Here is a 23,319-nt window from a genome sequence, read left to right on the forward strand (position 1 = left end):
TTTTTTTAAGGTTTTATGACGTCTCAGTCACCTATTCAATAAACTTTTCAGGTTTCCGGTACGCTTTTAGACATGCATCTTTGGCTAGAATAGCAAAAGGAAAAATACTCGGTCCGGATTCTTTTCCGGAATCCGAGGAATCGTATAAAATCTTGATACTACGCAAATTCACATAATTCAATTTAAAAACGAAATCGATTAAAAACCGCAATAGGTCGCTAACAGATCGCTAATAAATTGCTAGGAAGACGGTAAAACCGACCTTGCATCCGGCTTTCACTTTTAGGCAAGCCGCCCGAGAATATCGGTATAATCTGAACCGTTTAAAAAGCAAACGCGATCTGTATTACGTTTTTCAGCAAGGACGCCACTGTCGATGACCAATCAATACCAAAACATAGCCAAACGAGTTTTCAATATAGAGGCCGAAGCCATTGCCAATCTTAGCCAGCAACTGACCGACGACTTCGATCAGGCGGTAACTGCCATTTTGAAGACCCAAGGCAGAGTGGTTATTTGCGGCATGGGAAAATCGGGACTGATCGGTAAAAAAATCATGGCGACACTGGCCAGCACCGGAACACCGTGCTTCTTCATGCACCCGGGTGAAGCCTTTCACGGCGATCTCGGGATGGTCGCACCGAACGATATTTTTCTGGCCTTGTCCAACTCGGGTGAAACCGAAGAAGTCATTCGCCTGCTGCCTTTCCTGAAGGACAACGGCAATACACTGATCTCGATGACCGGCAGACCGCAATCCACTCTGGCGACCAACTCCGATTACCATCTTAATATCGATGTTCCTCAAGAGGCTTGTCCGCACCAACTTGCACCAACCTCCTCGACTACCGCAACATTGGTGATGGGCGATGCGTTGGCCGTGGCACTGATGGAAGCGCGCGACTTCCAGCCTCATCATTTTGCCCGTTTCCATCCGGGCGGAAGTCTTGGACGCAAACTGCTGACCCGCGTCAAACACGAAATGAGCGCTCAGGTTCCATCCGTGGCTCCGGAAGCCCCGATGAGCGAAGTGATCCACGCAATCAGTCAGGGGCGCTTAGGACTGTGTGTTGTCGGTAACGGTGTAGGCATTATCACCGACGGCGACCTGCGCCGCCATATGGAACAGGATCCTGCAAGCCTGATGCAAAAAACCGCTCAGGATATTATGAGCCGCCAGCCGAAATTCATCTCAGCGGAAGCGCGTCTCTCCGAAGCGGAAGAGGTTATGAACCAACATAAAATTACCGCCCTACTGGTTCGCGAGAAAGAACAGGTTGTCGGCATCATTCAAATCTACGACCTGAAATAAACTTTCGTAGAGTGACATGCGAAATCTGCTCTATCTGCTACTGACCCATCTGGCCCTTCCCGCTGTCGCCTGGATCAGCTGGCGAAAATGCCTTAGAGCAAAAAAAGACAACCCGTTGCTGCCGGACTGTTTTGCTGATAAGTTCGGTTATATCCACCCACAGAAACGGCATGGCATTGTCATTCATGCCGTCTCGCTAGGCGAAACCCGTTCCGTACTCCCTTTAATCAGTGCCTTGCAGGAACAGCATCCCGACCTGCCGATCACCTTAACCAACGGCTCGGTACGCGGCGCAAAGCAATTGGCCGGTACCTTGCCCGAAGGCGTCGAGCACCACTTTCTGCCTCTCGACTATCCGTTTGCGGTCAAACGCTTTCTGCATGCCCTGCAACCCAAACTGGTCGTTGTTGTCGAAACGGAAATCTGGCCAAACCTGATTCGCACCTGCGAAAAACGAAACATCCCGATTGTTCTGGCAAATGCCCGCTTAAAGGCGAGTTCAATGCACTCTTATCGCAAATTCGGCGGCACCTGGCTACAAACCAGATTGCAGGCATTCAAGTGGATTGGCTGTCAGTTTGCGGCGGACAAGCAACACTTTCTCGAACTTGGCGTACCGGCCGATAAACTGAAAATTCACGGCAACCTCAAGTTCGACCTGAATCTTGACCCACAACTCGCACACAAGGCCAGCGAGTGGAAACGGCAATTTGCTTCGACCGCCGAAGAACGCTTTATCTGGGTTGCCGCCAGCACCCATGAGGGCGAAGAAGCGTTAATGCTTGAGGCTCACCGCGCCCTGCAGGCGCAACACCCGAACGCGCTTTTAATTCTGGTACCGCGCCAGGCCGATCGATTTACCGAAGTCGAGCAGCTTCTTCAGCAACAACAGTGCAATTACGCCACGAGATCTAGCAAAGCCCTCATACAGAAACAGACGGAAATCTTACTGGCCGATAGCGTCGGCGAAATGATGCTTTGGTTTGAACTGGCGGATGTCGCCTTTATCGGCGGCTCTCTGGTTCCTTTCGGCGGCCACAACATTCTGGAGCCTGCCGCAGTGGGGACGCCGGTTATCTCCGGAAAATGGCACCACAACCTGCAAACACTCTACGATGCCATCAAGCAGGACAACGGCGTAATTATTGTCGCTAGCGCCGAAGAGCTGGCCCAACAGCTATGCCTGTTTGCAGACGCACCCGATCAACGACAGCAGCAGGGCCTGCGGGGCTATCAGGCATTCCGTAAACACAGCGGCGCTCTGCACAACCTATTACAAGACATCGAACAGACCCTCCGGAACCGTTAAATGCCAATAAAAAAAGGAGCCGGAGGCTCCTTTTAAAAACAGACGGTTCTAATGAATTATCTTATTTCATTCCGTTGATCGTCTTATATTCAGCCATCAAAGCAATCGGCTTCTCTTTTTTGTTACTCTTATTGAGTACAAAAACCACCGTTTCGCCTTTAGGGCCCGCACCGATCTGCGTGTACATATAAGATGGTTCGCCAACTTGGCGCACAGCATCCATATCGTCTTTTGAAGAGAATACATAAATACGGCCGTGCTTTCTCATCTCACCGTAAAACTCGCCCTCAACCTGTGACTTGCCATCCCAGATCATCGCCGCAGGTGTTTCGGCACCTTTCTTTTTGTCCGCTTTCGCCAGACCGAAGACCAGTGTCTCGCCGTGCGGTCCGCCACCGATACGAGTCAGACGGTAAGCCGTTTCACCGACACTCAAAAAAGACTGATAGGTCGCAAAGTCGTAGAAACTGTAATAACGGCCGTCATGAACCACATCAAACAGCTGAGTCGTAACCGCTGCTTCCTGCACCGCCGGCGCTGCAACTTTTTGCTCTTGTGCTACAGGCGCTTCGCTTTTTACCTGTGTGGACTCACACCCTGCCAATAAGGCCGCACTGACCGCGGCACCGATTACTACTTTAGAAAACTGCATGGGAATACCCTTCTCTGATAATTTAAAATTCGTCAATACGCCTGAAAAACGTTGCGCCAAGAATAAATTAAATTAATAACAGACAAATAACAGCTTGATGACAGTTTTGTTTAACGGACAAGAACACCGGAACGACAGACAATAAAAAAACCCGCTTGGGTTCAACTCAAGCGGGTTTTGCCAAACAGGAAACCTGTTGATTCTAGTGCGAGTAGGCCTTATGCGAAAGATAAAGCGCCAGAGCGACTAACATGATCGCCAGAGAGTAGTACAGCAATTCCAGAGGCGCGGTCGGTTTAAGGAAAATCGCCTGCTCGAAGAACATGACCACCAGAATCATCAGAATCACTTTAGCCAGCTTATCCTTAAGATCGTCCAGCGAGTTGATAATCAGAATTTTACTGGTACTGTTGCCTTTCGCCAGATCAATCTTGGAAATAAACAGTTCATACAGCCCCAAAGCGAAAATCAACATAATCGCCCCGAGCAGAAAACCGTCGACCGAACCGACTACATGCGCCACCGTCTGTGCTTTCAAGATCGCACGATCGGCATCGCCCAGTTCATGATAGTGCGTCAAGTGAGCGATGGTATAGAAGACATCAATTGTCGTGGTATAGAAAATCGCAAAAGCCGTCAGCAGACTGGCAACAACCGCTACCATCACCACATAACGGCTGTTCCATAGAGCCGACTCCACGACTCTTTCGGTAACACCTTGTTCTCTTGGCGTACAGACCATTGCGGACTCGTCAGCCATCTCTTCGAACGTTTCTTGTTGCGCGTGTTTTGCTTGTTGCGCCATAAATTACTCCTTAAATCGAATAGACGGAAAACGCTTATCCTTCGCGTTTCAGACTCTCGATCGTCAAATTATGGTTAGTATAGATACACAGATCGGCGGCAATGGTCAGAGATTTCTCAACCACATCATGCGCACTGAGCTCGGTATTTTTCATCAGGGCCGCCGCTGCCGCGTAAGCGTAATTACCGCCGGAACCGATGGCAATAAAATCTTCCTGAGGCTCAATCACATCTCCGGTACCGGAAATCAATAGCATATTGTCCTGATCGGCAACCAGCATCATCGCCTCGAGTTTACGCAGCGCGCGATCGGTCCGCCAATCCTTGGCCATCTCCACAGCGGCACGCATCAAATGACCGCTGTGCGTCTGCAAACGCGCCTCAAAGCGTTCAAACAATGTAAAGGCATCCGCAGTCGCTCCGGCAAAACCGGCGATGACTTTACTGCCGTACAGACGACGCACCTTACGCGCATTGCCCTTCATCACAACATTGCCCAAAGTAACCTGGCCGTCACCGCCAATCACCATTTCACCTTCGCGTTTTGCACATAATATTGTGGTACCTCTGAAGGACATCGGCTCTCCTTTATTCCTGGTTTATTTCTGGTTCGCCGCCGCAAAACGACGGGGCGATATTTCCATAATCGTTCAATATTAGCCGGCACTATTCTAAAGGAAATCCGCAATAGAAACGAGATGAATAAAATAACGGTGCAAGGATTAAGCGTCTCTATCGCCCGCTTCGGGACAAAAACCGCTCATTATTACTGGCGGCGCTTCTTGGCTCGTGGGTGGGCCTGATCATAGACCTTGGCAAGATGCTGCAGATCCAGTTTGGTATAAATCTGCGTAGTAGAAAGGTTTTCATGGCCGAGCATCTCCTGAACCGCGCGCAGATCTCCGCTGGACTCCAGTACATGGGTCGCACAGGCGTGTCGCAACCGGTGCGGCGACATCTTGGTCGGCAGCCCGGCCTCCGCGGCACGCTTATCCAAGCGTGACTGGATTGAACGCACACTCAAACGGTTTCCAAACCGGTTCACGAACACCGCATCTTCTCCGGTTTTCGCATACTCATGACGTATTGCCAGCCACGCCTGCATTGCCTGCTGCGCTTTGGAACCGACCGGAGCCAAGCGCTCTTTGGCTCCCTTTCCGAAAACCTGAACCCAACCTGCGGAAAGATTATCCAAACCGGGCGACAAATCCAGCTGAGCGCACTCGCTGACACGCAATCCGGCCGAATAGAGCAGTTCGAAAATCGCCTGATCGCGCACATCTTGCCAGGAATGAAGCGGTTGATCCAGCAACTGAGAAGTCAGATCCACGTCCAGACTTTTCGGCAAAGGCTTGGGCAGTTTCGGGGCTTTCAGCCCTTCGGCCGGATTAATTTTGAGCTGTTTGCGTTCCAGCAGAAACTGAAAAAAACTGCGCAGGCTGGAGAGTTTACGCGCCAGGGAGCGCGCCTTGATTCCCTCGGCAAAACGCTGACTGATAAAGTGTTGGACATCTTGGGAATGTAGTCGCGACCAGTCGACACGACCGGATGCAGAGAAGATCTGCAGATCTGAATGCGCCAGATAGTCGATAAATTCGTTTAAGTCCGCGCGGTAATTTTTAATGGTATGAGGCGAACGGTTCTGCGCCTGCATCGATTCGCAGAAGCGGACAACGGCCGTGTCCAATTCCCGCGACAAAGCGCTCCCCTGCTCTTCCCGATACAAACCCGTCACTCCTTCTCCGAGGCGGTCGCAGGCTCCACTACACGTAACTTCGCTCGCTCACCGGAAGACGCTTTCGTTTTTCTCAAGGGCTGGGCCTCCTTGTTAAACAACCATTTCAGCCTGGCATCGACCATTTCGCAAATCAGGCGTAAAAAGAAGTGACCAAAGTCGTTTTCGAACCGCAAATCATGACTGCCCAAAACCAAGATGCCCCAAATCCGTTCTTCCCCTAAAGGCAGAATACACACGGAATGAATCGACTCGCCGTTTTCAAACAACCCTTGACGCCACTCCTTTTCCAGAGCGCCGCAGAACGGGGTCTTAGGCGTCAAGAGTGCGCTCAAGGCCGCGGTCCACTTTGCCGACATCCCGAGCTGGCGAATACCGGCAACGCTGCGAACCGGCATATCAAAAGAGTGAATCACGCTCTGATCGACCCGGAACAGCTCGCGTAGCTGATCATGCAGCAAACGAACCGCCTCTTCTTCCGTTCGGCTGGCCATCAACCCCGAATTCAATTGCATCACACGCTGAAACAGCTGACCGTTCTCTCCTGCGATATCCAGCATTGTTTCAACTTCGACCTGATAACGATCCCGCTGTTCGCGGAACTGGTGCAGCTGGCGTTCGATCAATGAAATGGCGTTGCCGGTCTGCGGATGCGGCAAACTCAGCGTTTCCAGTAATTCCGGATGACTATGAAAAAAATCCGGATGCGCACGCAGATAACGGCTGACCTCCTCCGGCAACAGAGTACGATCATTCATCGGCAATGACTCCCTCGAAAACCGTTTCCGCCGGTCCCGTCATCCAGACAACAGAATCGGGCTTACCGCTCCATTCAACCAAAAGGTCGCCGCCCGGGAGGCGAATTTTGACACGGTCACTGACCAGCCCCCAGTTGTGCAGTACAACCATCGCAGCACAAGCACCGGTTCCGCACGCCAGAGTTTCCGCCGCGCCGCGCTCGTACACGCGCAGGCGCACTTCTTCAAAATCCAGTACCTGGGCAAATCCGACATTGACCCTTTCCGGAAAAAGTTCGTGCGACTCCAGCGCTTCGCCAAGAGCTTCCACCGGCGCGGAATCGATATTGTCGACCTTAACCACCGCATGCGGATTCCCCATGGAAACCGCACCGAGTACCACATCTTCGCCAAGAACGGGAACCAAATAGCGCTGCTGCTGCTGCGGTACCAGAAACGGCAAGCTCTGCGGCGCAAAGTTCGGAACGCCCATATTCACTTTGACCCAGCCGTCGTCCTGAACATACAGCACGATAATGCCGGAAGCGGTCTCAACACGAATCTCTTTTTTATCGGTGAGCTCCTTGTCGACGACAAAACGTGCGAAGCAACGCGCGCCATTGCCGCACTGCTGAACTTCAGAACCGTCAGCATTGAAAATACGATAGCGGAAATCCACATCGGCCTGCTGCGCCGGTTCGACCACCAGTAACTGATCAAAACCGATGCCGAAATGGCGGTCGGCCCAACGGCGAACCTTTTCTTCGGAAAACGTCACCTGCTGGTTAATGGCGTCTATGACCATAAAGTCATTGCCAAGCCCATGCATTTTGCTAAAGCGTAACTCTTTCATCCTGTATTCTTTTTGTTAATTCTCTTAATTGTCACTTGCGCTGCGGATACTTAATACCGCCGGACAGCGCTGTGCCGTATGCCCGAGAAGGCATTTCACTTCCGCTGAATTTAGCAAACAAAGCGACAACAGGCAAACCGCCATAAAAACCGTTTTTCCGTTCAAGCAAGCGCCAGGCGACGCCTCGGAGGAAGCTTAGACAGCTGCCGGAAAAAACATTTTGCTTTGTAAGGAAGTATTATGACTTATTCACCGCTTCCTTAGCGACAAAAAAGCTTGATAAGTTTTATAATGCCCCCATTAATCCAATTCGGCGGCAAACTCCCGCCACATCGAAAACCAAATAAGCATTCCAGATTAAAACGAGATTTAAAGGACCCGAATCATGATGACGCCAAAAGAGATTGTGCACAGCTTAGACGCCCATATCGTTGGTCAGGCAGAAGCAAAAAGAGCCGTAGCGGTTGCGCTGCGCAATCGCTGGCGTCGCAGTCAACTGTCCGAAGAGTTACGCGCCGAAGTCACGCCGAAGAACATTCTGATGATCGGGCCGACCGGGGTTGGTAAAACCGAAATCGCTCGCCGTCTGGCCAAACTGACTAACGCCCCCTTCCTGAAAATCGAAGCAACCAAATTCACCGAAGTCGGCTATGTCGGGCGAGATGTTGATTCGATTATCCGCGATCTCGCGGAAACCGCTGTCAAAATGCAACGCGAGCAGGCGATGAAAGAGGTGCAGCGTCAGGCGGAAGATCGTGCCGAAGAACGTATTCTGGATATTCTGCTGCCTCCGGCGCGCGGCCGCGAAGAGGACAGCTATAACAATATGTCCGAAACCCGCCAGAAATTCCGCAAGCGTCTGCGCGAAGGCGATCTGGACACGAAAGAGATCGAAATCGACCTTAGCGCAGCGCCAAGCCATGTGGAAATTCTCGGTGCGCCGGGAATGGAAGAGATGACGCAACAGCTGCAAGGCCTGTTTGAAGGCATGGGTCAGGGCAAAAAAGAGAAGCGCAAGATGCCGATCAAACAGGCGATGAAAGCGCTGATCGAAGAAGAAGCGGCAAAAATGGTCAATGACGAACAGATTAAGGCGCAGGCCATCGAAAGTCTTGAACAGAACGGCATCGTCTTTATCGACGAAATCGACAAGGTAGCCAAAAATCAGGATAACAGCAGCGGCAGCGTTTCCCGCGAAGGCGTACAGCGCGACCTGCTTCCCCTGATTGAAGGCTGCAGCGTGTCCACCAAATACGGCATGGTTAAAACCGATCATATCCTGTTTATCGCGTCAGGCGCTTTCCATCTTTCCAAACCGTCGGATCTGATTCCGGAACTTCAGGGGCGTCTGCCGATCCGCGTCGAAATGAAATCCTTGAGCGTAGACGATTTCGTACGCATTCTGACCGAACCGAAAGCCGCCCTGACCACTCAGGCAATCGCCCTGCTGGAAACCGAAGGTGTCGAACTTTCGTTCACCGACGAAGGGATCCGTCGTCTGGCGGAAATCGCCTTCCAGGTGAACGAAGGCACGGAAAATATCGGCGCCCGCCGTCTGCACACCGTTCTGGAACGCCTGCTGGAAGACATCTCCTTCGAGGCGTCCGATATGCGTGGTGCGCGAGTGGAAATCACCGCTCAGTTTGTCGATGAGCGTCTTGGCGAACTGGCGGTCGACCAGGATCTGTCACAATACATTCTATAATTGGAGAGAATCCGTGCCGCATCCAATCGAAATCAAACTGCACCAGAAATCGCGTAAACTGGAAATCGGTTTCGATACCGGGGAAACCTTCGAGCTCAGCTGCGAGTTTTTGCGCGTCTACTCCCAGTCGGCCGAAGTAACCGGCCACGGCCCCGGGCAGGAGACTCTGCAACTGAATAAACAGAATGTGAACATCGAGGCTATCACGCCTGTCGGCAATTACGCCGTCAAGCTGCATTTCGACGACGGTCACGACACCGGACTTTATACCTGGGAACGCCTGTACGATTTAGGGAAAAACCAGCACAAGTACTGGATGGATTATCTGCGCCGTCTTATGCGCGAGGGGCATTCCCATCCTGAACTGGACGCATTAAAATCGCAACAAACCCATTAAATGACCGTCAGTACAGCCGGCTAGCAAAACGAGGAAAATTATGAGCGACAAGAAATCCACCATCGACTTTGGCTTCACCGAGGTTCCCCTCGAAGAGAAAGTCAAACGCGTCAAAGGCGTCTTCGACTCGGTTGCCGGCAATTACGACATTATGAATGATGTCATGTCGATGGGTGTTCACCGCCTGTGGAAGCGTCAAACGATCGATCTGAGCGGCGTGCGCCCGGGGCACAAGGTTCTGGATCTGGCCGGTGGTACCGGTGATCTGACCAAAGCCTTCGCCAAGCGCGTCGGCAAAAGCGGTCAGGTGGTTCTAGCCGACATTAACGAAAGCATGGTTCGGGTCGGCCGCGACCGCCTGATCAACGAAGGCATCATCGGCAATGTGGAATACACCATTACCAATGCCGAAGCGCTGGCTTTTCCGGACAACACTTTCGATCTGGCAACCATCGCCTTCGGTCTGCGTAATGTCACCAACAAAGACAAGGCTCTGGCCGAACTGTACCGGGTTTTGAAACCGGGCGGTCAGCTTATGATTCTAGAGTTTTCCAAAGTGACCAATCCGGCTTTCGCCAAGCTCTACGACTTCTACTCGTTCAATATCCTGCCCAAAATGGGCAAAGTCATAGCCGATGATGAAGAAAGCTACCAATACCTGGCAGAGTCGATTCGCATGCATCCGGATCAGGAAACCCTGAAACAGATGATGCTCGATGCCGGCTTCGACAAGGCCGAATACCTCAATATGACTCAAGGCATTGTCGCCCTGCACCGCGGCTGGAAGTACTAGACGATCAGGAATAAAACCATGAGCACCGAACTGCAAAGACTCCCGATTTTTCTCGCCGAAGCACTGGAGAAGACATTAAACGGCAGCTTACGACTCGACAGCGATCACGGCGCTTCGATCAAAGCCTTGCCGGAATGCATCATCACCTTGCAGATTCTGCCGCTGAAAACGCCTTTCTACTGCCTGATCAATGAACAACAGATCTCGGTGCAGACTCACCTTCAGGGAGAAAGCGACGCCTCCATCTCCGCTCAGGCGGCAGACTGGATCGCGCTCAAGCATGCGAAGGATCTGTCCTGCTTCGAACTTGACGGTAATCGCGACTTGGCGCAACAGTTCCTGCACGCTCTGGCCGCAATCGATATCGACTGGGAAGAGCACCTCTCCAAGATCACCGGTGATCTGATCGCGTTCAAAGTCGGTCACGGAGTACGATCCTATATGCAGCTCAAACGCGACCAGCGCGATTACATCATGCAAACCCTGAAAGAGTACCTGCAGTTCGAACTTCAGGCCGTACCGAGCAAACCGCAGATCGCCGCTTTCAGCCAGGAAGTCTCCGCTGTCGAGCAACGCCTGCAAGAGCTGGAACAGCGTTTTAACCAGCTCGACGCCTCTTCAGTCAACCGTTAACCCCATTTAGAAGCACATTCATGAAAGCCATCAAGCAACTGCGCCGCCTTATTAAAATCAACCGAGTCCTGAGCCATTACGAAATCGATAAAATGGTGCTGAGCGGCAGTAAATTCGCCTGGCTGGTCTGGTTTAACAAACTCTTTCCGTGGAACTGGAAAACGCCGTCCAAACTGAGCCGTGGCGAACGCATTCGCCTGGCTCTGGAAGAACTCGGACCAATTTTCATCAAACTCGGTCAGGCACTTTCGACCCGTAAGGATCTACTTCCGTACGACATCGCCATTGAACTGGCCAAATTGCAGGATGATTGCCCGCCGTTTGACGAACAGCACTCGCTGCAACTGATCGAAAAAGCATTGCAAAAACCGGTCGGCGAAGCTTTTTCGGAATTTGACCCTATGCCGATGGCCTCCGCGTCTATCGCTCAAGTTCATGCGGCCAAACTGCACGACGGCACCGAAGTGGTCGTCAAGGTTGTGCGTCCGGACATTAAGCCGGTGATCGAACAGGATGTGGCGATTATGTGTATCCTTGCCAGCCTCTTCGAAAAGGCCGTCAAAATCGCCAAACGCCTGCATCCGGTCGAAGTGGTCGCGGAATTCGAAAAAACCATTCTCGACGAACTGGATATGATCCGCGAAGCGTCAAACGCCGCGCAGCTGAAACGCAATTTCGAAGACTCGGATCTGTTGTATGTGCCGGAGATTTACTGGTCGCACACCGCCGAAAACGTCATGACGATGGAACGTATTTACGGCATCCGCATTTCGGAAACCGAAAAGTTGATTGAAGCCGGCGTCGATCTCAAAGACCTTTCTGCCAAAGGCGTAATCATCTTCTTCACTCAGGTCTTCAAGCATAATTTCTTCCACGCCGACATGCATCCCGGCAATATTTTTGTTCTTCCCGACGGTCGTTACGCCGCGATCGACTTCGGTATTATGGGAACTTTGACGCCGGAAGATCAGCGTTATCTGGCAGAAAACTTTCTGGCATTCTTTAACCGCGATTATCTGCGCGTTTCCGAACTGCATATCGAATCCGAATGGGTGCCATCCGATACCCGTGTCAATGAGCTGGAAGCGGCGATTCGTTCTGTCTGCGAACCGATCTGGGATCGCCCGCTGAAAGAGATCTCCTTCGGTCTGGTGCTGATGCGCCTGTTCCAGACTGCACGACGTTTCGGGATGGAGATTCAGCCGCAACTGGTTCTGCTACAGAAAACCCTGCTTAATATCGAAGGACTGGGACGCCAGCTGGATGACGAACTGGATCTGTGGGATACCGCCAAGCCTTTCCTCGAAGATTGGATGCAGGAACGTGTCGGACCTAAAGGCCTGGTTAAAAACATCAAGGCCAACCTGCCTTTCTGGATGGAACAAGCACCGACTTTACCGGGTCTGTTGCACACAACACTAAACAAACTTGCGCATCAGGGCGTAGGCCTGCAGTCTGAACAGTTACAGAAAATCGAACGCGAACTGGAAAAGCAGAACCGCCAAAACCGCAACCGCTGGATCGCCGTTGCTCTCGCCGCTGCGCCATTCCTGGCCGCCAGCCAGAATATGCCGCTGGATCAAAATGTCACCTTGGCAATCTGGCTTTTGGCTGTCTGGTTCCTGATTAAAAAATAAATGCGATCTTCGTGAATAGCCGGGCCAGACCCCGGCTTTTTACTATTTAGCGCACTGTATTTATGGAGAAAATTATGTTATCCCGTCTGGCCCTCTTGACACTGTTTTCCGTACTTTTAAGCGCCTGCGCCAGTTCAAACCCTCTAGGCATGAGCGATGAGCAATGGCAACAGCTTACGCCAGACGAGCGCAAAGAGCTGTTATTACGCGAACAGCAGATCCGTGCCGAGCGCAGCAAAGCTCAACAGATTGCGAACAATCAGGCTCGCAAACTGGAGCTTCAGCGACAGATTGAAGAACAGAAACGTCTCGATAAACTGTACGCTGCACCGCAGAACGGCAATGTCATTCGCGTTAATATTATGGGCGGCAGTTTCCAGCGCGATAAGCAGCACTATAAAATCATGCCGCAGAGCTACACGCTGGCTCGGGGAGAACGCTATGAAATTGATATCGAATTGCGTGATGCCGCTAACGGCCGCTTGAGGGATCTGCCAGCCTATCTTCATTATCGTCCCGACGGAGCCGGTGTAGAATTGAGTCTGCATTATCAGAACAGTTCGGATCAACTGCGCTTTCTGAATGATGGCGACTGGCAGTGCGGCAGCCACTATCAGCAGTCGCTGAGACTGGACAAAAAAGAACTGATCAAACTGAAAACCTATATCGAATACCTTGGCGGCAAGGCAAACCGCTGCAACCGATATCGATAACAAATACTAGTGAGGAGTCCTACCGATGCGAAATTACCATAAAAAAAGCTCGGTCAGCCTGAAAACCATCCTGCTCGGCCTGCTACTGAGCCTAAACCTTTCCCATGTAAGTGCCGGAGACGTACTTCCGCTGGCCGTCGACCTGCAGAAAGCGGGGCAATCCGCCGCCAAAAAGAATGTTCCGGTGGTTATTTTCGCCACGGCAACCTGGTGTAACTACTGCAAGAAACTGGAACAGAATATTCTCTACCCGCTTCTGCAGACGACCGATCTGGAAGAGTACGGGCATTTCAGTCAGCTGGTTCTCGACAAGGATCACTGGATGATGAAAGATTTCCAGGGACGAGACATCGAAATGAAAACTCTGGGACCGAAACTCGGCGTCAAGGTTGCTCCGACGACACTGATTTTCGACTCTCAGGGCAACCAGATCGCCGATCCGATTATCGGTCTTACGCTTGAAGAGTTCTATCCGGGAAATCTCGAACGCGCCATCAATCAGGCACTGGAAAAGCTGGGCAATCCAAAACGGGTCGACATCTATAAGATGGTTGAAGAGAGCAAAGTGGATTATCAGCCGCAATAATCTCTCTTACCCCCCGTGACCATATAACGCAAAAGGCTCGGAACTCCCGAGCCTTTTTACTTTTAAATGACTTTTAAACAGCTGTTAAACGCCTATTAAAACGTCCTAGACAACTAACGCAGCTGATAACGCGGTTCACTCATTAAAGGCGCAACCAGCTCGACATCGCGATCCTTATCCAGCATCTCGATCATATCGTCGTAGGACTGAATCGGTTTGACATCGATAATCACCGTATCCGGCTTCGGCAAGCGGGTCACCAGACGAAAACCGTAGCGTTCAATCACCTCATCAAGGTGCTTCGCCCGATAGGTTTTTAAAAGAAAAGTTCCGGTCAGAACGGCATTGCGCCCGGTCTTTTTATTCAAAAGCACCGGCATGAACTGAAAGTTTTTGCCCTGTACCGTTCGTAGCTGAGGCCCGCAGGTTCGGCGTTCAAACCACGGCTCCGGTGTCTGATAGATATACCAGCCGCCATGACGCTCGAGCAACTCCAAGCCCATCGCTGCCGGCAAATCCTCCGGCGCCGTCATGGAAGCAACCCGCTGCAACTTTGCTTCATACACATCAGACCCAGCCATCTGCGTTACCAGCTGACAAGGTAAGAGATACGCCTGTACCTGAAAAGAGAGGAATAAGCCGGCGATTGCCAGTAATTTCAAAAAGGTTCTTTTAAACAGCATATTTACGACTCATGCACATAGAATTTAAGAGACCAATCGACCAGCTTTCCTTCGCCGGTCAGCTCGGCTTGTGAATCCAGATCACGGACAATTAACTTCCAGTCGCCATTCAGGTTTTCACCATAAAACGCATGACTGATCATCGGAAAATTATTGATATCGTAGTTCTTATCAAATCCATGGAACGGAGTCATCACAATACTCTGGGTGCCATTCGGCGACTCGAGAAGTATTTGATAATCACTAAAGTCAAAATTGTGCCCGGCGGAACCGTTGGTCTGAGTGTCAATCCCGTTGAGCGAAATGGTTAACTGAACACTCTCGACAATCGGGTTCCCCGTCTCGTTAACGCTTAGAGTTTCACTAATCCCTGATGCAGATGCATCGGGGATCTCACCGGTATTGGTAACCGGACCGGCGAAACCGTTGTCTCCCGGAAGCAGTTGCATTGCCGGAAGGAGCGAGTAACCGTTCTTCGCCATACTGATAGCGGCATCCGCATCCAGAGCGCCAAAACCGAAATAATTGGAAAAATGATAACCTGCCGCATTATCGACCCAGCCATCTTCGAGCACAACCTGACTCAACCCAAGCGTCAAAGTTTTTTCGGCGTAGCCCGGATCGATCTTACGCGCCGTTGTTGCCAGAATATGCTTGATATCACGCCAGGTCAAAGCCGGATTCGCTTCCAGTAACAAGGCCGCAGCCCCACTGACAACCGGCGTAGCCGCGGAAGTTCCGTTAAAGATACTGATGTAATTACACTCAAGATTTTCTTGCGTATTACCATTATCGAAATCCGAAGTGCTATAGGAGGAATTGGTTTGGCTATAACCCGCGTCACAGCCGCTTTGATCCGTTGTCAGCATGGCTGGACTGAACTGCCCGTATTCACCGCCGGGAGCCGCAATCCAGATCGACGATCCTGTACTGGCATAGCTTGCTCTCTCGCCCTCTGCGTTAAATGCCCCGACCGGGATCACAAACGGATAGGCCTGATCACGCTCCAGGTTGGTATTGAAACAGGTCACGCCGTTTTCGATGGCCTGGGTACATTTCTCTACCGGTAACGGATTATCTGCCGGATTGGTGTATTCACTGTCTTCGTGACCGGAAAACTCATTCCCGGCGGCTTTGACATACAAAGCACCTTTGCCTTCTCTGAGGTTTTCCGTTCCCCACTGTTGCGCATACACTAAAACAACGTAATACAGCGCTTCCCCGCTCGGCAGATCATAAGTTATGGTTCGTCCGTAACTCAAATTGAAAATATCGACCTGAGGAGAAGTTAATTCCGGGTAATTGCCGTTATTGACAGTATCCTGATAGCCCAGCGCAGCCAATTCGTTCGGATAGTCCTGGGCCAAAAGCATATTGTACCCGCGCAGTTCTGCGCTCGGCGCCACGCCCGTTATACCGAGTGCATTCCCCCCGCGGGCAGCGAGATAACCGGCGACACTGGTGCCATGCCCACCGCTGGAATAGGTCGCGGTCGGGTTATGTAATCCCTGTCCATTGGAAGGAACCGTGTCTTCGGCGACATAAGTGAAGTTATAAGACGCATCGGGAACAACATTCTGCTGCAGGTCTTCATGGGCAATTTCCAGATCGGAATCAACGACCGCGATTTTGATGCAATCACCGCTGTACCCCTGAGCCATCTGACCGGCGGCGAAAATATTAATATCTTCACCGGCGACACCACCGCTTCCGTCAGCGGTCAAAGCTGTTTGGCCAGTATTTTCCAGATACCACTGATACCCGAACAGAGAATCATCAATCGAAGTTATCGGGGAATCTTCGCCGCAGGTTTCGTACTCAACTGCGGGTGTATCCGATGAACCGCCTCCACCGCCGCAGGCGGTTAAAACACTCGAACATCCCAACAGCAGCAACAAATTAAATCCGGACTTCATATATCAACTCCATGGCAGCCCGATTAATTGAGCGCCCAATTCCCCTGAAAACGGCTCTGTGCCGAAGAGTCCGAAGAGTCCGAAGAAGACTTCATCAGACTGGCCCAATTAGGCAAACTCTCAGCAGAGGGCGCCGAAACCTTGACTAACCCCTGATATTGAATCGATTGCAATCCCTTTTCCCGTTTAAGCGGCGTCAAAACAATTTCACCGCTCATCGTCCATTTTTGTTCGGCAGAGAGTTTAATAATGACCTGCTCATCCTGCTGACTGACGGTAATAAACACCGGCGGCAAGGATTCCCCCAGAAAGCTGAATCCGTTGAGACGCATGGCGCCCTGTGTTTTTTGCAACCATTGTCCGGCATCGACCCACCGGGTTTGCAGAGAAATCCCCTCGACTCGTCCGCTTAAACCGTTCAACCAGCGTCCGATATCCCGATTCAATGCCAGCAGCGGCATAATATCTTCAAACTGGAGCGTACCTTCACTGAGACTTAGCGCAAGGTCGCCCGACAAAAGAGACCACTCTGCGGAGAACGGCAATTCACTGCTTCGTCCGCGGAACTGCCCGTTCAGCTGCGGATGCAACAGCAACCAGTCGAGATAAGACTGCTGCCAGCGCAGAATACCCAAAGGCTGATAATCCGGATTCGCAAGCCCGATAGCCAGAGAACCCTGCGCCAAATCTCCGTTAAGTTCACTGAACTGAACAGGCTTGTTTTCCATGCCTATAAATGAATTCAAGGCACTGATTTTAAAAGAACTTATCAGTGAGATACAAAACAGCACTATTGCCAAAAATAATAGCAGAATTACCTGTTTCTTTCTAAAGAAATACATATAAATCAATCTTTATTATGAGTAAACCGGCGCGTTTCCAGCCACCAAACACCTGCACCTACTCCGGTACAACAAATTCAATCTGAGCCTCGACCACACCGCCTTCAAGAGGAACTATCTGCGCCCTTTGACTGACAACACCTTCCTGCTCCAGGGTCGCCAACCATTGCAAAAGCCTCGGGGCATCCGCCTGTTTGAATACCACTTTCACCCCCTTGGATGTCAGATCGACTTTGCTGATCTGTTTATGCAGATTAAGTTGGCGTAAAGACTGTTGAACCTTGCTCATCAACTGATTGCGGTTTGAAATCGCCGCCTGATTCTGCTCCTGTCCCTGACGCTGCCAAAGAGGTATCTGTTGATTAAGCCACTGCCATTGGTTCTGTGCATTCAACAACTGCTGATGCGCTTCCTTCTGCTGTTGCTGAATCGGCTGCCACAACAACGCGTACAGCAACACCCAGAAGAGGAAAATACCCAGCATCGCCAGCAACACTTTTTCCCGGTCGGCCAGCGGTTGCCAGAAAGCATTAAAGCGCAGCTTGATCGGCTGCAGAAGATTTTCAATTTGCGACCACATTTAACTCTCCCAGAGCCACTTCAGGCGTGACATTCTTAATGCTCAACTGCGCCTGCAGTTTACCTGCCCGCTGTTGAATCTGCTGCTGCAGCTTTTGCAAATCACCGCTCTGTTTCGCCGTCAGACGCAGATTCAATTTGCCGCCCTGAGCCTGGCGCTGCCAATTCAATTCATCGATACGAACTTTTGTCTGCCCGGATAACACCGGTTCGAGCTGGTAAACGAGCGGCATTAAACGCGCACTCGTTACATCTTGCGACGGCGCTCTCAGGCGGGTCATGGTCTGCGTCTTGATACTGACCACTCTCTTTACATCAGGAAACATCGCTTTAAAGAGCTGCTCGCTCTGAGAACGGTAAACCTGCGCATCCTGCAGCGCCTGCTCCTTTTCTAGCCAGTTTGATCCCAGCAATACCACGAACAGAAGCCCCGCGGCCAGATTCGGCCATAACCATTGACGCCAGAGATTTTGCGACTCCTTCAACGCGAACTCGCCGACCGCCAGATTGGTGCTCTGTAACTGCTGCCAGGCACTCGGCGAAAAGGCGATTTTCTGCCATTGCGCCTGCTGAGGCGTCAAATTGCGCACCTCCTCGGAAGAAGATGCCAACTGCTCGCTAAGCGTTTCGGGAATGGCAAAACCGCTATAACGCCCATCACGATAGATCACCACCGGCGCTCCGGGAAGCACCATCGCGACAGATACGTCAGTTTCCGGTTCAGGCAGAGCGAAACAATCGGCGCTCAACAGACAGTTATCCAGTTCGAGACGCTTAAGGGCTTGATACCATTGATTCATTAAAACCTTGGCGATCACGGCAACCTGTAACTGTGTTCCCTCTTGCGCCGGCTGTTTGTGCAAAATAACAAAATGGTAATTCTCGACCGCGTCGGACAGTTGCTCTTCAAGTGCATACGGCAGGGCTGCGCGCAACTCTGACTGACGGCTTCCCGGCAAAACAACCTGCGCTATAACCAACTGGGAAGTCGGAACCCAGACAACACCGATCTGTCGGAGCTGTTCCGAAGTGATACGCCCCTGCTGTAGAAGCGATTCAACGCTTCGCCCCTGCTGTAGAAGCGATTCAACGCTTTCCTCTTTGACATCCGCTGCCCCGTCGGCGAATTGCCGCAACAGCAACTCCCCCTGCAGATTGAAGCACAGAGCCTTAGCGTCGGCTTGTAAAGTTACATTCGAGTTATTCGGGGACACTTAACCACCTTTGCAGTATCTTCACCTGATTTTGCTCATTACGATAGAACAGCCCTGAAACCTGCTGCCGCGCCAGACCAAAATCAATTCGTCCGTTTAAAATAAAAAAATCACTTCTGACCGAAATCAGGCCTTCCGGCAAATCCTTAGCCACCTCTTCCAGAGTCAGCCCCGTAACGCCGATCAGAAAACGATGGAAATCATCCACCTTCTCGGCCGGATTGCCGATCCTCTGGTTTAACCAGGCCTGCACAACCTGCACCGTCATCCAGGGACTCAAACTGAGCAACACCGCTTCGGAAGCGGTATTAATATTGACCGCAGTCTCCTGCGGCAAGGCGCTTAAGTTCGCCACAAGCAGCGTTTTCTGCTGAAAAGTTAACGTCTGCACTCCTTGCAGATTGAACACTTCCTGCGGCGTAACCATCGGCTGATTGGCGGCACTGAAAGCCGGAGTATTCAATAGATATTGATCGCTTTCCGCGCCACCCGCCAACGGCTCTGAATCACGGTCAATCCAGTCCTCGATCAGATCCGCCAGATTCAAATTCAGGTTCTGCTGCTGGGCATAACGGTTAAAAACCGCATGCCACAACTCTTTACGCTTAGCGTCAACACTCAACAGAGCGTTTACATTCAGTTTTGCCTGAGCATCCAGCAACTCGCCGGAAATTTCGCCGTCCTCAAACGGAATCGGCGGCAAAGGCTGCGCCCAGAGTTCGCCCAGATGATCGGTTTTATTGTTTTTCCCATCCAGAGCCAATCCCTGTTTCACCCAGGACTCCAGCCCCCAGGCAACACTCAAAGCCTGTGTCTGATGCAGCATATAACCGCTGCGCTGAATCTGTGCCTGTTGCTTGCTTAAAAGCTCCGAACTGATAATCGCCACCAGAGCAGCCACCAGAATTACAGTAATCAAGGCGAAACCGGACTGAGTTTGTCGCTGCCGACTACTCATTGACTCCCTCCTGTCCGGAGACACTGTCCAATGCGGCTGCCGGATAAGGGTTAAACTCCATCCAATCCGTGCCTAAAAAAAGCCGCTTCACTTCACCAAGCCGATTAAGCATGCGCACCTCGACGGCCTTCGGCAGGAGATTATTTAACGGCGGTGTTTCACGGTTTTCCGGCGGCCAGTTTTCCCGCCATTGACTCTGCTCATCGAGAAAACGCAAATCAAACCTTTGCACATCCTCAAGCAGAACCCTTCTAACCGGAACCGAATCCGGCGCCCGATCCATCACCGGCCACAGCAGACGCACCAGCTGCTTGTTTTCCAGACGATAGGCCACACGATTCAGCCCATAAGAACCCGCCATCGCCATAGGACTTTGCGCATCACTTAAACGACTGAACTCCAAACCCAAATCAACGCGATAGGTCATAGCAGGAAGTGAACCGCCTAAACCGTCGTTGACCGCTCTTGGAGCCATCTGAATCAGATCCTGTTCCAGCCACCACCAGGCACCTTGCAGGCGCTTCAGTTCCTGCTGATGCGTCTCCAGAGACTGATTGACCCGTACTCCCGAATCGATCGTCTGGTAAGCCAGCATACTGATAATCGCGGCGATAGACATGGCGATCAACAACTCGATCAGGGTAAAACCTTTCTGCGATTTCATGGTACGCCCACCACAGTGACCAGACGAGTACTGACAGATGCGTCATCGCCTGTAGACGCTGTATCCGGCTTGACCTCTATCGTCAATTTTTTGAATTGCGCCAACTGTGTCGCTTCGATCTTCTGGGTAAGAAGCCAGTTTCGTCCCAGCATCTTCTCTTCACGGGAAAACTGGTTGCTGCCGGTTTGGATCTGTTGCTGCGTTAACGCATTTTGCGCGACCCAGGTCGCCACCACCTTCTCTTCTAGCAAAGACTGATTATGTGTAGTCACACCGAAACTTCGACTCAGCGCCGCCAATGCGATCGCCGCGATCACCAAAGCAATCAGCACTTCAATCAGCGTGAATCCACTTTGGCGCTGTAAAGTCTTCACCTGTGCCATGCCAGCCCCGTCAAACCGCATCATCCGCAACCAATTCAAATTCCAGCCACTGATCCCATTCTAAAATCGTGTCTTCATCCTCAGCATTTTTCAATCGCCAGCTGATCGAACCGGGTTGAACCTCACCGCTCGGTAGAACCCACCAGCCGCGGTTAAGCAGGTTTTCCTCGCGACTCTGCAATGCTGGCAACTGCCAATCAACCTCAAAAGGCGTCTTCCATGACAGTACCTTGGCCTTGTCATCTTTATGCCACTGGCCTTGCTGCCACTTGAAAAGCGTCACCCCCTTATTATCCGGAATCAGCAGATAAGTCCTCTGCTGCCATGTCGCCTGATCCTGAGCGTAATGAAACAGAGCCTGAATCTGGCTCGCCTGCTGGCGGGACAGAGCACTGTCGCTGTTTTTAAAACTCAGACTGGCGGCCGTCAACAAAAGGCCGATAATCAAAAGTACGACCATCAGCTCAATCAAAGTGAAACCCTTTTGCCGAAGACGCACCCGTGGCTCCAAATCGTCTATTTCTGCTGCCAGTTACCGATGGTGGCGTTGATATCTTCACCGCCTTCGGCGCCATCCGCCCCATAGGTGAACAGATCGAACTCCCCATGTTCGCCGGGAGAAAGATACAGATAAGGGTTCCCCCAAGGATCTAGGGGCAGAGTATCCAGTAGCTTTTTCCAATTCTTCGGCTGTGGATCATCGCTTGGTTGTGTAACCAGTGCTTCCAAGCCCTGATCGGTTGTCGGATACTGATAGTTGTCCAGCTTATACAGCTGCAGAGCGGAAGCGATCGCGGCGATGTCTTGCTTCGCCTTCACTATTCTCGCTTCATCCGGGCGATCCATCAGTTTCGGCACTACAAACCCGGCCAGAATCGCCAGTATGACGACCACAACCATCAATTCGATCAAGGTAAAACCTTTCTGACGTGACTGTTTCCACTGCTGTCTGTCTAATCTCATTTTCTTTATCCTAAATTTACAGTTAACCTATCATCTGATTCATTTCGAAAATCGGCAGCATAATCGCCAATACTATGACCAGCACGACCGCGCCCATCACCATAATCAAAATCGGTTCGATCAGGCTGACCAGAGTCGAAGCGGCATTCTCCACTTCGTTTTCGTAATGCTGAGCGCCGCGCAACAGCATTGAATGCAGCTGCCCTTTACCTTCCCCTGTTCCGACCAGGTTCAGCAGCAGCGGTGGGAACACCTTCGACTGTTGCATCGAATAGTGCACGCTTTTTCCCTGGCGAACCAGTTCGACCATATCCATCACCGACGCTTTCAGCGGCGCCAGAGTCATCACTTCGGCGGAGATCGCCATCGCATCGCGCACCGGAACACCGGAAGCCAGAAGGACGCCAAAGGTTCGCGCCCAACGCGCAGCAGCCGAATATAATAAAAATTTTCTCGCCCCCGGGAGACGCAACCAAATCTGATGGATCCGGTAACGGCTTTTTTCCCGCGAAAGAAGCCAGCGGTACAGCAACCATACGGAAATCAGCTCCAAAGCGATCCAGCCCCAGTTGGCCTGCACAAAATCACTGGTTGTCAACAGGCCTTGAGTCAAAGGAGGAAGCGTCTGCTGCATATTATCGAACACCGTAACCACTTTAGGCACGACATAAACCATCAGGAACAGCACAATCGCAATCGACACAACAACCATCAATACCGGATAGATCAGCGCGGTTTTAAGCTTTTTGTTCAACTGTTCACGCTGCTCGATCGTATCCGCCAGACGCGACATCACTTCAGTCAAATGACCGCTGTGTTCCCCAGCCTGAATAATGGCGATATAGTCGGACGGCACTTTATAGGGAGCTTTCTGCAACGCCTGCGTCAGCGAATACCCTTCCCCAACCTTGGCGTGCAAACTGCGGATAAAACGCATCATGACCTTTTTTTCGGCCTGTTCGGTCAGCGCTTTCAAGGCCTGATTGAGCGGCGTCCCGGCATCCAGAAGAGTATGCAATTCACGGGTAAACAGCGCCAGATCGGCTACCGCCAACTGACTCTGTAAAAATTTTGCCGAGCCGTCGGCCGTTTTACTGCTTTTGGCCTGAACCTCCTGCAGCGCAATTGGCGTCAATCCCTGATCGCGAAGCTGTTGGCGCGCCAGACGTTCGGAATCGCTCTCCAGCATGCCTTTCTGGGTTTTTCCGCGTCTGTTAAGCGCCTTGTATTCAAATACCGCCATATCGTTTT

26 protein-coding genes are annotated in these 23,319 nt (G+C 51.6%); 9 read left to right on the forward strand and 17 right to left on the reverse strand.

Translation table 11 applies throughout. From position 1 onward, the window contains the following. Positions 1 to 376 precede the first annotated feature (376 nt). Positions 377 to 1,312: an SIS domain-containing protein gene (locus tag J3999_RS01205; RefSeq protein WP_208126131.1), complete on the forward strand. Its 936-nt coding sequence runs from the start codon at positions 377 to 379 to the stop codon at positions 1,310 to 1,312. 16 nt (positions 1,313 to 1,328) lie between these two features. Continuing rightward, positions 1,329 to 2,621: a lipid IV(A) 3-deoxy-D-manno-octulosonic acid transferase gene (gene waaA / locus J3999_RS01210; protein ID WP_208126132.1), complete on the forward strand. Its 1,293-nt coding sequence runs from the start codon at positions 1,329 to 1,331 to the stop codon at positions 2,619 to 2,621. Positions 2,622 to 2,682: 61 nt separating this feature from the next. Here waaA and J3999_RS01215 read toward each other — a convergent pair whose 3' ends face one another. From J3999_RS01215 to dapF, 6 genes are all read right to left on the reverse strand, one after another. Then, entirely contained in the window at positions 2,683 to 3,273 is a 591-nt protein-coding gene (locus J3999_RS01215; RefSeq protein ID WP_208126133.1) for a hypothetical protein, read from the reverse strand. A gap of 202 nt (positions 3,274 to 3,475) precedes the next feature. Beyond that, the gene (locus J3999_RS01220; RefSeq protein WP_243755227.1) at positions 3,476 to 4,078 is read right to left on the reverse strand and encodes a YqhA family protein; all 603 of its coding nucleotides are present in this window, start codon (positions 4,076 to 4,078) and stop codon (positions 3,476 to 3,478) included. Between the two features lie 34 nt (positions 4,079 to 4,112). Further along, a complete protein-coding gene (gene hslV, locus J3999_RS01225) occupies positions 4,113 to 4,655 on the reverse strand; it encodes an ATP-dependent protease subunit HslV (protein WP_208126134.1) in 543 nt (180 codons plus the stop codon). A 188-nt stretch (positions 4,656 to 4,843) separates the two neighbouring features. Next, positions 4,844 to 5,812 carry a tyrosine recombinase XerC gene (gene xerC, locus J3999_RS01230; protein ID WP_371811827.1) on the reverse strand — a complete coding sequence of 323 codons (969 nt, stop codon included), beginning with the start codon at positions 5,810 to 5,812 and terminating at the stop codon, positions 4,844 to 4,846. Further along, positions 5,809 to 6,570 carry a DUF484 family protein gene (locus J3999_RS01235; RefSeq protein WP_208126135.1) on the reverse strand — a complete coding sequence of 254 codons (762 nt, stop codon included), beginning with the start codon at positions 6,568 to 6,570 and terminating at the stop codon, positions 5,809 to 5,811. Before J3999_RS01235 ends, xerC begins: the two co-directional genes overlap by 4 nt. Beyond that, positions 6,563 to 7,402 (reverse strand): diaminopimelate epimerase, encoded by an 840-nt coding sequence (gene dapF / locus J3999_RS01240; RefSeq protein WP_208126137.1) that lies wholly within the window; start codon positions 7,400 to 7,402, stop codon positions 6,563 to 6,565. The genes J3999_RS01235 and dapF overlap by 8 nt, the downstream gene beginning before the upstream one ends. Before the next feature lie 385 nt (positions 7,403 to 7,787). On the opposite strand from dapF, the gene hslU reads away from it, so the two are divergent. The 7 genes from hslU (at position 7,788) to J3999_RS01275 (ending at position 13,866) form a co-directional block, all read left to right on the forward strand. Then, entirely contained in the window at positions 7,788 to 9,107 is a 1,320-nt protein-coding gene (hslU, locus tag J3999_RS01245) for an ATP-dependent protease ATPase subunit HslU (protein ID WP_208126139.1), read from the forward strand. Positions 9,108 to 9,120: 13 nt separating this feature from the next. Continuing rightward, the gene (locus J3999_RS01250) at positions 9,121 to 9,504 is read left to right on the forward strand and encodes a gamma-butyrobetaine hydroxylase-like domain-containing protein (protein WP_173286148.1); all 384 of its coding nucleotides are present in this window, start codon (positions 9,121 to 9,123) and stop codon (positions 9,502 to 9,504) included. Between the two features lie 40 nt (positions 9,505 to 9,544). Continuing rightward, positions 9,545 to 10,297: a bifunctional demethylmenaquinone methyltransferase/2-methoxy-6-polyprenyl-1,4-benzoquinol methylase UbiE gene (ubiE, locus tag J3999_RS01255; RefSeq protein WP_243755228.1), complete on the forward strand. Its 753-nt coding sequence runs from the start codon at positions 9,545 to 9,547 to the stop codon at positions 10,295 to 10,297. Positions 10,298 to 10,315: 18 nt separating this feature from the next. Then, positions 10,316 to 10,930, forward strand: a complete 615-nt coding sequence (locus J3999_RS01260) for an SCP2 domain-containing protein (protein ID WP_173286152.1) — start codon at positions 10,316 to 10,318, stop codon at positions 10,928 to 10,930. A 20-nt stretch (positions 10,931 to 10,950) separates the two neighbouring features. Next, positions 10,951 to 12,567 (forward strand): ubiquinone biosynthesis regulatory protein kinase UbiB, encoded by a 1,617-nt coding sequence (gene ubiB / locus J3999_RS01265; RefSeq protein WP_208126143.1) that lies wholly within the window; start codon positions 10,951 to 10,953, stop codon positions 12,565 to 12,567. A 74-nt stretch (positions 12,568 to 12,641) separates the two neighbouring features. Continuing rightward, positions 12,642 to 13,280 (forward strand): hypothetical protein, encoded by a 639-nt coding sequence (locus J3999_RS01270; RefSeq protein WP_208126145.1) that lies wholly within the window; start codon positions 12,642 to 12,644, stop codon positions 13,278 to 13,280. 25 nt (positions 13,281 to 13,305) lie between these two features. Continuing rightward, a complete protein-coding gene (locus J3999_RS01275; RefSeq protein WP_173286158.1) occupies positions 13,306 to 13,866 on the forward strand; it encodes a thioredoxin fold domain-containing protein in 561 nt (186 codons plus the stop codon). A 113-nt stretch (positions 13,867 to 13,979) separates the two neighbouring features. Here the strand turns inward: J3999_RS01275 and J3999_RS01280 are convergent, their stop codons facing one another. From J3999_RS01280 to gspF, 11 genes are all read right to left on the reverse strand, one after another. Continuing rightward, the gene (locus tag J3999_RS01280; protein ID WP_208126147.1) at positions 13,980 to 14,528 is read right to left on the reverse strand and encodes a hypothetical protein; all 549 of its coding nucleotides are present in this window, start codon (positions 14,526 to 14,528) and stop codon (positions 13,980 to 13,982) included. Between the two features lie 23 nt (positions 14,529 to 14,551). Continuing rightward, complete coding sequence (locus J3999_RS01285) at positions 14,552 to 16,465, reverse strand: S8 family serine peptidase (protein ID WP_208126149.1); 1,914 nt, start codon at positions 16,463 to 16,465, stop codon at positions 14,552 to 14,554. Between the two features lie 23 nt (positions 16,466 to 16,488). After that, positions 16,489 to 17,193, reverse strand: a complete 705-nt coding sequence (locus tag J3999_RS01290) for a hypothetical protein (protein WP_208126151.1) — start codon at positions 17,191 to 17,193, stop codon at positions 16,489 to 16,491. Positions 17,194 to 17,365: 172 nt separating this feature from the next. Continuing rightward, on the reverse strand, positions 17,366 to 17,887 hold the full coding sequence (gene gspM, locus J3999_RS01295; RefSeq protein ID WP_208126153.1) for a type II secretion system protein GspM: 522 nt from the start codon (positions 17,885 to 17,887) through the stop codon (positions 17,366 to 17,368). Then, positions 17,871 to 19,100, reverse strand: coding sequence for a type II secretion system protein GspL (gspL, locus tag J3999_RS01300; RefSeq protein ID WP_208126155.1), 1,230 nt, complete (start codon positions 19,098 to 19,100; stop codon positions 17,871 to 17,873). Before gspL ends, gspM begins: the two co-directional genes overlap by 17 nt. Beyond that, positions 19,087 to 20,058 (reverse strand): type II secretion system minor pseudopilin GspK, encoded by a 972-nt coding sequence (gene gspK / locus J3999_RS01305; protein ID WP_173286170.1) that lies wholly within the window; start codon positions 20,056 to 20,058, stop codon positions 19,087 to 19,089. Before gspK ends, gspL begins: the two co-directional genes overlap by 14 nt. Next, on the reverse strand, positions 20,051 to 20,722 hold the full coding sequence (gene gspJ, locus J3999_RS01310; RefSeq protein ID WP_173286172.1) for a type II secretion system minor pseudopilin GspJ: 672 nt from the start codon (positions 20,720 to 20,722) through the stop codon (positions 20,051 to 20,053). The genes gspK and gspJ overlap by 8 nt, the downstream gene beginning before the upstream one ends. Beyond that, complete coding sequence (gene gspI, locus J3999_RS01315; RefSeq protein WP_208126157.1) at positions 20,719 to 21,105, reverse strand: type II secretion system minor pseudopilin GspI; 387 nt, start codon at positions 21,103 to 21,105, stop codon at positions 20,719 to 20,721. The genes gspJ and gspI overlap by 4 nt, the downstream gene beginning before the upstream one ends. Before the next feature lie 10 nt (positions 21,106 to 21,115). After that, complete coding sequence (gene gspH / locus J3999_RS01320) at positions 21,116 to 21,604, reverse strand: type II secretion system minor pseudopilin GspH (RefSeq protein WP_208126159.1); 489 nt, start codon at positions 21,602 to 21,604, stop codon at positions 21,116 to 21,118. A 17-nt stretch (positions 21,605 to 21,621) separates the two neighbouring features. Continuing rightward, positions 21,622 to 22,068 carry a type II secretion system major pseudopilin GspG gene (gene gspG / locus J3999_RS01325; protein WP_208126161.1) on the reverse strand — a complete coding sequence of 149 codons (447 nt, stop codon included), beginning with the start codon at positions 22,066 to 22,068 and terminating at the stop codon, positions 21,622 to 21,624. 22 nt (positions 22,069 to 22,090) lie between these two features. Continuing rightward, positions 22,091 to 23,311, reverse strand: a complete 1,221-nt coding sequence (gene gspF, locus J3999_RS01330) for a type II secretion system inner membrane protein GspF (protein ID WP_208126163.1) — start codon at positions 23,309 to 23,311, stop codon at positions 22,091 to 22,093. Positions 23,312 to 23,319: the final 8 nt, after the last annotated feature.

The sequence above is a fragment of the Thiomicrorhabdus sp. 6S3-12 genome (assembly GCF_017571475.1).
Taxonomy (GTDB): Bacteria; Pseudomonadota; Gammaproteobacteria; order Thiomicrospirales; family Thiomicrospiraceae; genus Thiomicrorhabdus.